Raw genomic sequence first — 11,287 nt, 5'->3', positions numbered from 1 at the left:
GATTCATGATGTATTTCACGAAAGGGAGGCGTCGTCAATATGAGCGCCTGATGCAAGAAAAGCCGGGTTTCAACCGCTTCGAAGTTCTGGAGGATGAGATCGAACAACCGCGCACGCGAAACAAGAACTCTCGTAATGTCGGCCTATCAAAGCAAAACCGGGGAACGAGGAATGACAGCAATTTTCCAGGAAATGAGGACGGACAATGGAAGAAATAAAGCGAATGGTGGACAACTATGAAGTCGTTCAGGCCATCTCCATCGGGAAGGTGGAAGTGCTGCTTGGTGTAGACGAAACCAATGCCGAACGGCCGTACATGGTTTGTACCTGCACCCGAAACAATTCTTTGGGTGTCGAGCAATTTTACGCGATTGCGGCCGGCGCGGATTATCTTGAGGCCATGCATGACTTTGTTTCCCGCGTGCAATGGGAACTGGAGGATCTCAAAGAAGAAAGGGCCAGTGTCAAGGTGCCCCTATCTCCCCTTACCCAAGTCCAATGCCAGCCGATTCGCGAAGAGATGCGCATTGACCACCAGGTTGTTGTCATCCGGCCGGAACGGTTGCGACCTGAATACCGCACCGCTGTTAACCAGCTTGTGCTGGCGCTAAGCGGTTTTGGCACCTCTGCCAATTCCCGAGGTCGCGCCGTCTACGTGATCAATCTGTATACCGGAGAAGAGGCTCGCTGGAATCGGGAGGATTTTATGGGTCTGATAAAACCGGAGCATATGCCTGCATGGGCGCAAGAAAAATTGGAGCAGCATCAGATTGGAACTCAGCAAAAGCCGAAGCAACGTGACGAAGCCCGGTAAAGTCAATCGACAGCACTTCAATTTTGGTTTGAAAGGAGACGTGAGCGATGTCGTGGACGTATCGGCACCGCAAGGCGCTTATCATCGCGGCGATTGCCGTAAGCGTTTGTTTACTGGCTGCTGCGGCCATTTATTCTCTGATTAAGCAATCAGAGCAAGAGCAGAAACAACAGCAAATGAAGGAACATTATGAAAGGCAAATCGAAGAATTGAAAACGATAGAGGAACAATCGCGCAGAAGCGTTTGGACTGTGGCGCACGCTGTTCCGGCCGGCGGCATCGTGAAGGCGGAAGACCTCAAGTCTGTTCCGCTGCCTGCGAATCTGGTGCCGCAAGGAATGATTACTGATCAGAACGCGGTCATTGGCAAAAGCGCCAAAATCGAATTAGAGCCAGGCACGCCGTTGATGCCTTCCATGCTGTACGAGGGCGCGCCAATCCCAAAGGATTTGCGGGTGCAGGAGTTTCAAGTCATTCAGCTTCCCTCCAATCTGCAAAAGGGACAGTACATCGACGTGCGAATCAACTTCCCGACTGGCGAGGATTTTGTCTTGCTGGCGAAGAAGAAGGCGCGGGAGTTGTCCGGCAATGTCATCTGGCTGGAAATGAACGAGCTGGATCTATTACGGACTTCAAGCGCGATCATCGATGCCTACTTGCAAGGCGCGCGGCTGTATGCCCTGCCCTACATCGAGCCGGGCTTGCAGGAATCGGCAGTAGTCAATTATCCCGCCAATCCGAAGGTGCTCGACTTGATGGATCATGATCCGAACCTGCTAGAAAAAGCGACAACCGAGCTTGCCCGCCAACTGCGAACGACACTGGATGACAATCTGAAGGCGATGAGCGAGTCGGACAAACTGCGCGTAACGAGCGGCAGCGTAACGGTTCAGCAGCAACTGCAAAACGAACGGATTGTCACGCAGCAAGGCAATGCCATGCATGAGGCGACCCCATCGCCGCCGCCGGCAGGCGCAACGGCTACGGTCGATCAGGAACCGCCAGCTGCGCAGCCGCTGCCCACCTCTTCCGTTCCGACAACGACGAGTGAGAATCGGCCGGAAACGTCAGCGGAGTCTACATCATCTGTTTCAACAGAACCGGCGCCAGCTTCGTCGTCTGGAGAGCCTGCAAAAGTGGATAAATTGGAGCAAATTTTTAATCAGTGAAGGAGGCCGTTATGAAAAAAGTCGTGTTTTTCGGCGCGCCGGACAAAAGCCACTTGCTCCTTGTGCTGGGCAAGCTGCTCACGGCGATGGAGCGAAAGGTGCTGATCGTGGATTCCACCCTTGCCCAGTCCATGCAAGGCTATTTGCCGCGAGGGGAATTCGGCGATTCGCTGCGGGAGTTTGAAGGCATCGATGTGGCGACCGGGCTCATCACGCCAGCGCAATTGGAACGCTCCCTGCTTCAAGCCGAAGGCGAAGCGGCCTACGATGTCATGCTGCTCGACACCGATCACACCGAACTTGTGAAGGGACGAGAGTTGCCGGGCTATGACAAGCGGGTTTGGTGCAGCAATTGGAGCCGGCTCGGCATGCATAAAAACGCGGAGTTGATGCAGCGGCTGTGCCTTCACGAAGCGGAAGGCCAGCCGCTCACGTTTTACAAACTGATTGCTCCCACTCTGCAGATCGCCATGCCTGAGACCTATTTCGATTCGCTGCTGCCGCAGCAGGCTGTACGCTGGGAGGAAGCGATATTCCGCTTTCCGCTGGACGAACGGGATATGTCGGTCGAACTGGACAACCAGCATCATGGCCGCATTGACATCAGGCGGCTGTCCGGGGCGTATCGCCGGAACGTGCTGGACATGCTGCAACAGTTGTTTGATTGCGATGCCAAAACGGCCCGGCGTGCATGGGCGCGTGCGCGAAAGCGTGCGTGAACCCGGTAAAGTCGCATGAAAGGAGATGAAGGAATGGGTTTTACCGTGGTGTTTTGGAGTCCGGTTTCGGGACAGGCCGGTACGACGAGCAACCTGATCGCCGCCGCGGCGCTGCTCGGATTGGAATACTCCTCGCGCCTTTTGCTGCTTGGGCATTTGCAAAGTGAATACGCGGCCATCGAACGCAGCTTTTACCCGAGACGGGGCTGGATGAGCAAAGCGGACACCCCGCCTGACGCGGGCATCGACTCGCTGCTCAGGCTCTTGCAGAACCGCAAGCTGGAACCGAACAGGTTGCGGGATTACACGCTGCCGCTGCTCGCCGACCGACTCGACATCCTTCCGGGATCGAACAAGCCGGATGCATCGTTTGTTTCCGCCGCACAGGAATGGCTTGCGCCTCTTTTGGAACTGACAAGGCGCGCTTACGATCTGGTATTGCTGGACGGCGGAAGCGGCAACCTGTCGGCGTGGACACAGGCGCTGCTGCGTCAGGCGGATTTGCTGGTCGTCTGTTTGCCGCAAAACGCGCTCAAGCTGGAGCAGGTCTTTCCGCTGGTGGAGGCGCAGCTTCAGCCCGACCGGAAGCATTTGCTTGTATTCGGACAATACGATCCTCGCTCCGCTTTGACCGTTAAGAATATCAAGCGCCAGTTCCATCGGCGGGAGCCAGCGTACCCGATTGTCCATAATACGGGCTGGCTGGACGCGACCCAACAAGGAGAAGCCGTCCGTTTTTTATTTCGCAACCGGCAGGTGCCGCGCGGTCATGAAAACTCACTGTTTATGCAGCAAGTGCGGACATTGGCGCAGGCGCTCATCAACAACGCCGGACTGGACAAGCCTCTTTTCGGAGGGAAGGAGGACGATGACCGATGATGTTCGCGCTGAACGGTTTGCTTCTGGCGGGCATCCTCGTTGCGATCGGCGTCTTGCTCTATTTGCGTATGAGCCGCCGCTTGCCGGAGCAGCCGGACGAAAAGCCGGTCTATACGCTGGAAGCGATGACCGTGTTTGTGAAAGAGGCGCTGCACGAGATGACGAGCAGCAACCTGATTGACTTCGGCTTGTCGGAAGAAGAATACCGCCGCCGCAAAAACAAGCGCGCAGAACTGAAGAAGGCGCTGCGGGGCTGCACGTCCGGAGATTTGCGGGACAAGGCGTATATGAAGCAGGTCATCTCCGATTTGCTCGAACAGCGTTATACCTTGGACGATAATAACCTGAATCGCCTCCTGCCGTTTGACGACCCGCAGGCGCTCACATCGCAAGATCAATTTGACATCCTGCTCTATCTCTATAAAAAACAACATCGTTTGAAAGCGCTGGACGAACTGATCCGCAAATATGAACTGGACTGCCCCAAACGGAGCTTGGAAGACGAAGAGACTGAGTCGTACCGGATTACCGCCGACGAAATTCGCGATATTTACAAGCAGGAAGCGCGCAGGCTGTCTGTCGAGGACAAAACCCAGATCGTTGTGCAGCGGATCTACCAGCAGTACAAAGGGTTTAGCGTCATCGACGAAATCCGCGACATGAAAATCGACGGCGTATCGGGCGGCGTCTCCGGCATCCCGCCCTCGATGTGGGAAGGCGAGTGGGGCCTGGAGGAAGAAGCGCTGCTGCGCGAAGTGCCAAGGTCGCATGACAGCGTGTGGCTGTTTTATAAAGGGAAATCCATTCATTTGAGCTTCCTGTCCTTCGGCTCGGAGCAAGAACTGAGGCGCGTGTGCCAGAACGTGTACAAACATAATTTTCCCGGCCAATTGTCCGAGGCGAACGGCTTTAAGGTGAACGAAATGGCCGATGGCTCCCGCGTCGTCGTGCTGCGCCCCCGGTTCAGCGAATCGTGGGCTTTTTTTGTGCGCAAATTCGATGTGCAAAACGCCGCGCTGGAACAATTGATTCAGGACGACAATGCGGAGTTGCCCATTGGGCTGATCCGATATCTCGTCATGGGCGAGCGCATTACGGCCATCACCGGTGCGCAGGGCAGCGGCAAAACGACGCTCTTGATGGCGATGGTGCGCTACATTCCGGCCATCTTGCCGATTCGGGTGCAGGAAATGAGCTTTGAGCTTCAGCTTCGGAAAATATACCGGGATCGCAACATTTTAAGCCTGCGGGAAACGGAAACGATCTCCGGGCAGGACGGGCTGGACATTCAGAAAAAAACGGACGGCTCGGTCAATATTTTGGGAGAAGTGGCGACCGACCCGGTTGCCGCCTGGATGGTGCAGATGGCGCAGGTCGCTTCGCTGTTCACCTTGTTTACGCATCATGCCAAAACGTTCCGCGATCTCGTCTATTCGCTGCGCAACTCGCTGCTGAAGACAGGGGTGTTTACGAACGAAAAAGTGGCCGAGCAGCAGGTCGTCAGCGTCATCAACTTCGACATTCACCTCAGGCGGGACGCGGACGGACATCGCTACATTGAACGAATTACCGAATGCGTCCCGGTGGAGCAGGAAGAGGGCTACCCGGAGACGTTCCGCCACAAAACGACGACCGAGGAGAAAATGACGGCGTTCATGGAGACGATGCTGGAATATTTCCGCCGATCGACGGACCGACCGCTTTACGTCGCGCGGAACGTCATCGAATACCGGGACGGACGCTATGTCGCCGTTCATCCGTTGTCCGAGCGAAGCCGCAAGGAAATCGCTGCATGCCTCGCCGGGCCGGACCAGGCGGCGTTCGAGGCGTTTTTGGCGGTTCACTGGGGGGATAGCGATGAAAATTGAATGGCTGTCCCTGTTGCTGGGCGCCTCGACGTTATTGTTTCTCGCGATGGTGGCGGCGTTTCAATGGGTATCCCGTCACGGTTCGGACGTGGAGGCCGTTCGGCGGTATGAAGCGCTGCGCAAACCGGGCAAAGCCCGCAAGAAGCAAGCGCTGCACAGCGTGTTGCAGCAGTTGTATCGCCTATGCGAACGCGTACCGATTCTACGCGCTTATTTGTACCAACTTCGCAAACGAATGACCATTCTCCAGCTTGGCGACGAATGGAAGCTGCGGCTGGAAACGATGAGGACGGCGCTCCTCATTTGGGGCGTGCTGCTCGCGGCGGCTGTTCCGCTGGCGATCGGCGTGCGCGACCCGGCCACGCTCGGCATGATTGGCATCGGCTTCTGGGTTGGCCACGGAATCCTTTCGGACAATCTGGTGCATCGGCTGGAGACGCGACTGCTTCGGCAACTCCGGCATTTCTTTTCGGATGTGCGCCATCATTATCATCGGCACGGCATGGTGGAAGAAGCCGTTTATGAAGCGGCGGACGGCGCGTCGTATGAGATGGCGCTGCACGGACACGAAATATACGAAGTGCTCACGGCAAGCGACGCCGAGCAGCGGCTGGCGCAGTATATCGAGAGCGCGCCGAACCGCTATTTGCAGGGCTTGGCCGGGCTGTCGCATCTGGTGAAGGAATACGGCGACAAACGAACCGCAACCGGTTCCGTGTACTTGAAGGCGCTTGGGAAGCTTGCGACCGAACTGAATCTGGAACTGCTGCGCCGCGAGCGCCTCAGTTTCCTGTTGCAAGGACTGACCGCCATCGCGCTGTTGCCACTGCTGTTTACCCGGCCGATCGAAGCTTGGGCCAGCCATTACTTTCCGGCCATGGACGCCTTTTATGCGAGCACGACCGGCTGGATCGTGAAAATCGGCCTGATGGCGGTCGTATGGCTGTCCTACGTTCTGCTGCGGAACATCCAGGAGCTGGACGTGAGTCCAAAACCAACCGGCCGAAAAAGATGGGAGAAACGGGTTTACGAATGGCCGTGGATGCGCTGGCTTGTGCATCGTTTCGGTCCCGCCCCCGGTTCCCGTGAAGCTGACCGCATGGTCAAGCTGCTGAAAGACACCGCGTCGCCGCTTCGGCTGGAATGGCTCTATGTGCAGCGCATCGTGGCGGGGGGCATGGCTTTTCTGGCTGTGCTCGGGATGTTTATGGCGCTTCATGCCGCAAGCCGGCATCAAATCTTGTATGCGCCGGTAAAGCAGGGCATCCTGTTCGGTCAACTTTCGCCGGAAGAGGAAGCCAAGGCGCGCGAGGCGGCGGCGCTCGATCGCCGCATCATCGATCGCGTAAAGGAGGTGAAGCATCGCACCGAAGAAACGGTGATGGCCCTGCTCCGCAGCGAATCGCCAGCAACAAACAAGGACGATCAGCTTCGCGCCGCGGCTCGGCGCATTATGGGCAAGCTCACGAAGCTGGACAATCAGTATGTGAAGTGGTGGGAAGCGCTCCTCGCCGCTCTCGCGGGATGGGGCGGCTACGCCATGCCGGTCGGCGTTCGGATGTTCCAGCGGCGCATGCGGCAGATGGAGATGAAGCATGAAGTGGACCAACTGCATGCCGTCATCGCCATGCTGGCGGATCTGGACCGGATGTCGGTCGAGCATCTGCTCATCTGGATGGAACAGTTTGCCCGCGTGTTCAAGGAACCGCTGCAAACGTGCTTGCTCCATTTCGAACAGGGCGCAGATCAGGCGCTGGCGCAGCTGAAAGAGGATGCGCCGTTTGTGCCGTTCGTCCGCACGGTCGAAAAGCTGGAACTGGCGGTGCAAAGTTTGCCGATTCGGGAAGCGTTCGACGACCTGGAGTCGGAACAGGCTTACGCGCAGGAGCAGCGCAAACAGGAGTACGAGCAATTGATTGAGCAAAAGGCAGGCTGGGGAAAATGGATCGGATTTGCGCCAATGATGGCCCTCATTTTCGGCTATCTGGTCATTCCGCTCGTCATCGTCAGCTTGCACCAGATGTCCGTTTACTACGAACAGCTTCAGCGCATTCAGTAAGCGGACATGTTGCGGCGCTTTCCAAACGGGAAGCGTCTTTTTTATTTCGAATTTCATTTGAAGGAGAGATCGGTTCATGTCCAACGCGCAAAAAGCACTTGTGATGGCGGCAGGCATTTTTCTTGCCATCGCGCTCATTACCCTTGCCGTCGTATTGTTTATTTCCGCGCAAGACTCCACCAAGGCGGCGCAAAGCAATTTCAGCAATATCCAGACGGAGCTGTCGCAAACGGCGTTTACGGTGTACGACAACACGACGTTGTCGGGCAGTCAGGTGGTCAACGCGCTGCGCAAGTTCAGCGATCAGGACCAGTTCGGCATCCAGATTGTCACCGGGAAAAATCCGGCGGGTCAGTGGTATGGCAAGGTGATCAACACGGGTGTTCCGATCGACAGCGTGACCTACGGCTCAGTGGTTGGTGAAGCGCCGGGGCAACTGAGCCATGCGCTCGATGAAGCGAATATCAACTACGTCAATCCGAGCGGCAAATTTCGGGCGCAACTGGTGCATGACAGCAGCAACGTCATTCGCGGCATTGTGTTTCGGCAGCAGTAAGCGTCCTTACAGACATCACAACGCTGATGGGGCGTCCTTTCGGGTATAGACGGACGCCCAGTTTTTCCAAGGAGGAAGCCGATGGAACATGCCCCCAGAACGATGCTGGAAATGAGCGTGGCCTGTCTTCTCTTTCTGATGGCCGCAACGAGCGGACTCATGCTCTTTCAAACCGGGGCCGCGCTGAACGCCACCGCCTATGTGTCGGGAAAGACGCTGGATCGCAACATGCAGATGACGTTTTCGCCGATTGCCGGCGACGGTACCGTATCCGGCGCAGAGGTAGCGCAATCCATTGCCCGGCTGGAGACGGGAGACGCGGAAATTGTGGTGGACGGCGTTCGATACGTGCCGCCGCTCGATCGGGACCCGTTCGTCCCCGCCGGCATTCGCCTGAATGCCCGGTATACGGCAGTCGCCCAGCGAGATGCGTCCGGACAACTGGTGCGTCTCATTTTCGCTTTACGCTAAGGAGAATGCCATGAACAGTATCTCGAAAGTTTTCGCGGCGCTCATTGCCGTTCTTTTGCTCTACCTCTACCCCATTTCCGCAGCCTTCGACCAGCAGGACGATATTTCGGAACTGGTCGTCCTGAAAGCGACGACAACGTTTGTGGATGCAGTGCGGGACAAGGGCTTTGTGTCGCCGAGCATGTATACGGACTTTATGGAGGCGATTGCGGCAACGGGCAACACCTTCGATGTGCAAATGGAACACGGAAGCAAAAAGTACGTGCCGGTTTACGACGACCCGACAAGGCCGGATACGTTTCGGGGCAGCTACGAAGTGCACTACGACCTATTTTACAACGCGCAGATTTTGCCTGTGCTGTTCCCGAACAGCGCGGCCGCAAAAGACGATCCGGCGAGACGCTACAAACTGCGGGTCGGCGATACATTTGCGGTCACGGTTAAAAATACGAACCGGACTCCCGGCACGATCCTGTTCGATTTCCTGAACCAGGCCATCAGTCCGAACGAAAAAATCTTCATTCCTTACGGCGGGGTGGTGCGCAATGAGGCTGATTGAATGGGCCATTGTCGGGGCGCTCATTTTCCTGCCGTTTGCGACCGTGAACCGGATTGAAGTCGAAACGCAGCGGAAGGCGCTACTCTCCGAGCTGCGCTATAACACCGCGCTGGATGCGGCGGTGGATGACGCAGCGCGGATGTTGACCGTCAATGCGAATCAGCAGCGGGAGACGCAATACGAATCGGCCAAGCGGGTGGCGCTGAACAAGGACGAAGCGATTGCCGCTTTTTATCGGACGCTGTACGCAAGCTTCGGCATTGCCGACGATCCCGTTGCCCAAGGCGTACTGGGTCGGTATATCCCGGCTATTGCGGTGATTGGTTACGACGGTTTCTACGTCTATGCCGAGGAGGAGTGGACGGGAGCCGACGGGAGCACGGAACGAAAACCGGTTTGGGGAGCAAAGAGGCCGTATGCCTACGCCGATTCATCGGGTAACAGCCTTTCGTTCACGCTGGACGATTTCGTCCTCGCTTACGATGCGGGCAGCCGGAGCTGGCACGAAGGCTTGCGGGCCGACGTCGGGCAGCAGACGAATATTGCGCTATTAAAGGATGCGGAGCGATTTGAGCAGGTGCGCCGGAGCACCATCGTCCGCGCAATTGAAGACGAACTCGCCTACCGGATCAATAAACACAACGAATCGGTTTCCCGATACGGCTTTTCTTACACCTTCACGCTGCCGACCATTTCGCAGGAGGAATGGCACAATACCGTGAATGATGTCGGGGTGCTTGCCTTTATCCAAGGCATTCCGATGGGAGGCAAGTTTTACAACCATTATGCGCTCGGCGGAAGCCGCGTGCTCAAGAAGCCGGAGATTGTCGGGGCCAGGAAAGGAAGCATGAAGGTGTATTATCGCAGCACATGCGGCTTTGCTTATCCGGTGGAAGAGACGTTTTCCAGCGAACAAGCGGCCGCGCAAAAAGGCTATATGCCGCTGGACTGTCCGGTCCCGCCATCTTAACGAGACGGCGGTGATTTCGGAAAGTGGACACGCCGTCAGATCGGCTCTATGATGAACCTGACAGTAGAAATCTTCCAAACTTGTCATGACCCCTATTAAGAGAGGAGCGAATGGCGTGAGAAAATGGGTAATTGCAGGACTTGTCGCCGCGATGCTTTGCAGCTTGTTCACCGTAACGGCAAGCGCGGCGAGCCGACTTCCGTCCTTTGTCGGCGTCGTCATGGACGGACAAAAAATCTGGTTTCCCGATGCGCAAGCATTTGTCGATGAAAACAACCGGACGCTCGTGCCGGTTCGATTCATCGCGGAACAGATGGGCGCGAAAGTTGGATGGGAGCCCAAAACCATGACCGTTCCGATTGAGCGGGACGACCTGCATATTGTGCTTACGATCGGCGAAAGCAAGACGCTCGTCAATGGTAAAGAAGTGGCCTTCGATTCGAAGGCGATCACCAGCGGCGGCCGGACGTTTGTCCCGCTGCGTTTTGTCAGCGAAGCGCTGGGGGCGGAAGTGAATTGGGATAGCCCGACATCGACCGTCTTCATTTCCACACAAGAAGACGCCAATGCGAAGTACGATGAATGGGGCCGCCTGATTCGCACAACCAACCTGCCCAAGAATGCGCAAGATTATCCTTATATACTTGCCGATGTGCCGAATGAAGCCTATGAGATGGCCTATCCCTACTCGCATCCTACGGACAGCAAGGTTTCTTCGGTGCTCTATTCGACCATACCGGAATTCAATAAGAAGAACGTGGACATTTGGATGAGCCGACTGAAAACGTTTGGTGCACTCTGGCTGAACGTGGATTACAAAACGATTGACGATACGTGGGCGCAGGCGGTATTTGCCACGAAAGTGCAAAGCTCCAATGCGGAATTGAAATATATCCGGCGGTATGCGGAGTGGGTGAAAGAAAACAAGATTCAGATCGAAGGATACCTTGATCCCGAGCCTTCCATGATCTACCGGAATGGATTTGGCGATAATTATGTTCGTGCCAAATTCAGAATTAAATTTGTTTCGTTTAAGGAAAACAAAGACTTAATTTACGATGAAAGGTTCCCCAATCAACAAACTTTTGAAAAAGGAGTTTGGTACGAAGGCTACACCGACATCTCGATGTCTACGAATGTGGGAGGCAACTGGGGACCCACGCTAAAAGTAAGTCCGAGTGCAAGTTTATTCTACAACCATACGATGAAAAGGATGGAGTAGA

12 protein-coding genes are annotated in these 11,287 nt (G+C 55.9%); all 12 read left to right on the top strand.

All coding sequences use genetic code 11. The features are described from left to right. Nucleotides 1-5: 5 nt before the first annotated feature. The 12 genes from DYE26_RS08215 to DYE26_RS08160 all read left to right on the top strand — a co-directional run bounded on the left by DYE26_RS08215 (nucleotide 6) and on the right by DYE26_RS08160 (nucleotide 11,286). A complete protein-coding gene (locus tag DYE26_RS08215; protein ID WP_036623523.1) occupies nucleotides 6-218 on the top strand; it encodes a hypothetical protein in 213 nt (70 codons plus the stop codon). Continuing rightward, nucleotides 206-814, top strand: a complete 609-nt coding sequence (locus DYE26_RS08210; RefSeq protein WP_036623521.1) for a hypothetical protein — start codon at nucleotides 206-208, stop codon at nucleotides 812-814. The genes DYE26_RS08215 and DYE26_RS08210 overlap by 13 nt, the downstream gene beginning before the upstream one ends. A gap of 47 nt (nucleotides 815-861) precedes the next feature. Further along, nucleotides 862-1,983, top strand: a complete 1,122-nt coding sequence (locus tag DYE26_RS08205; protein ID WP_036623520.1) for an SAF domain-containing protein — start codon at nucleotides 862-864, stop codon at nucleotides 1,981-1,983. An 11-nt stretch (nucleotides 1,984-1,994) separates the two neighbouring features. After that, nucleotides 1,995-2,702, top strand: a complete 708-nt coding sequence (locus tag DYE26_RS08200; RefSeq protein WP_036623518.1) for a hypothetical protein — start codon at nucleotides 1,995-1,997, stop codon at nucleotides 2,700-2,702. A 33-nt stretch (nucleotides 2,703-2,735) separates the two neighbouring features. Then, complete coding sequence (locus DYE26_RS08195) at nucleotides 2,736-3,581, top strand: CpaE/TadZ family protein (RefSeq protein ID WP_036623516.1); 846 nt, start codon at nucleotides 2,736-2,738, stop codon at nucleotides 3,579-3,581. Further along, a complete protein-coding gene (locus DYE26_RS08190) occupies nucleotides 3,578-5,449 on the top strand; it encodes an ATPase, T2SS/T4P/T4SS family (protein WP_036623514.1) in 1,872 nt (623 codons plus the stop codon). The genes DYE26_RS08195 and DYE26_RS08190 overlap by 4 nt, the downstream gene beginning before the upstream one ends. Further along, entirely contained in the window at nucleotides 5,439-7,508 is a 2,070-nt protein-coding gene (locus tag DYE26_RS08185) for a hypothetical protein (protein ID WP_051985484.1), read from the top strand. Before DYE26_RS08190 ends, DYE26_RS08185 begins: the two co-directional genes overlap by 11 nt. A 76-nt stretch (nucleotides 7,509-7,584) precedes the next feature. Then, nucleotides 7,585-8,064: a hypothetical protein gene (locus DYE26_RS08180; RefSeq protein WP_027093301.1), complete on the top strand. Its 480-nt coding sequence runs from the start codon at nucleotides 7,585-7,587 to the stop codon at nucleotides 8,062-8,064. An 81-nt stretch (nucleotides 8,065-8,145) separates the two neighbouring features. Continuing rightward, a complete protein-coding gene (locus DYE26_RS08175; protein WP_036623512.1) occupies nucleotides 8,146-8,535 on the top strand; it encodes a hypothetical protein in 390 nt (129 codons plus the stop codon). 10 nt (nucleotides 8,536-8,545) lie between these two features. Continuing rightward, a complete protein-coding gene (locus tag DYE26_RS08170; protein ID WP_036623510.1) occupies nucleotides 8,546-9,094 on the top strand; it encodes a hypothetical protein in 549 nt (182 codons plus the stop codon). Then, nucleotides 9,081-10,064, top strand: a complete 984-nt coding sequence (locus DYE26_RS08165; RefSeq protein WP_036623508.1) for a hypothetical protein — start codon at nucleotides 9,081-9,083, stop codon at nucleotides 10,062-10,064. Before DYE26_RS08170 ends, DYE26_RS08165 begins: the two co-directional genes overlap by 14 nt. 115 nt (nucleotides 10,065-10,179) lie before the next feature. Then, nucleotides 10,180-11,286 carry a copper amine oxidase N-terminal domain-containing protein gene (locus DYE26_RS08160; protein ID WP_051985483.1) on the top strand — a complete coding sequence of 369 codons (1,107 nt, stop codon included), beginning with the start codon at nucleotides 10,180-10,182 and terminating at the stop codon, nucleotides 11,284-11,286. Nucleotide 11,287: the final 1 nt, after the last annotated feature.

The sequence above is a fragment of the Paenibacillus macerans genome (assembly GCF_900454495.1).
Taxonomy (GTDB): Bacteria; Bacillota; Bacilli; order Paenibacillales; family Paenibacillaceae; genus Fontibacillus; species Fontibacillus macerans.
The sequence above is the reverse complement of the archived record's forward strand: the minus strand, read 5'-3'. Positions and strand labels throughout refer to the sequence as shown.

Excerpts from the sequence above, each read along its gene's own strand:
- DYE26_RS08215 (WP_036623523.1), top strand. The coding sequence starts at position 6 with ATGATGTATTTCACGAAAGGGAGGCGTCGTCAATATGAGCGCCTGATG.
- DYE26_RS08210 (WP_036623521.1), top strand. The coding sequence starts at position 206 with ATGGAAGAAATAAAGCGAATGGTGGACAACTATGAAGTCGTTCAGGCC.
- DYE26_RS08205 (WP_036623520.1), top strand. The coding sequence starts at position 862 with ATGTCGTGGACGTATCGGCACCGCAAGGCGCTTATCATCGCGGCGATT.
- DYE26_RS08200 (WP_036623518.1), top strand. The coding sequence starts at position 1,995 with ATGAAAAAAGTCGTGTTTTTCGGCGCGCCGGACAAAAGCCACTTGCTC.
- DYE26_RS08195 (WP_036623516.1), top strand. The coding sequence starts at position 2,736 with ATGGGTTTTACCGTGGTGTTTTGGAGTCCGGTTTCGGGACAGGCCGGT.
- DYE26_RS08190 (WP_036623514.1), top strand. The coding sequence starts at position 3,578 with ATGATGTTCGCGCTGAACGGTTTGCTTCTGGCGGGCATCCTCGTTGCG.
- DYE26_RS08185 (WP_051985484.1), top strand. The coding sequence starts at position 5,439 with ATGAAAATTGAATGGCTGTCCCTGTTGCTGGGCGCCTCGACGTTATTG.
- DYE26_RS08180 (WP_027093301.1), top strand. The coding sequence starts at position 7,585 with ATGTCCAACGCGCAAAAAGCACTTGTGATGGCGGCAGGCATTTTTCTT.
- DYE26_RS08175 (WP_036623512.1), top strand. The coding sequence starts at position 8,146 with ATGGAACATGCCCCCAGAACGATGCTGGAAATGAGCGTGGCCTGTCTT.
- DYE26_RS08170 (WP_036623510.1), top strand. The coding sequence starts at position 8,546 with ATGAACAGTATCTCGAAAGTTTTCGCGGCGCTCATTGCCGTTCTTTTG.
- DYE26_RS08165 (WP_036623508.1), top strand. The coding sequence starts at position 9,081 with ATGAGGCTGATTGAATGGGCCATTGTCGGGGCGCTCATTTTCCTGCCG.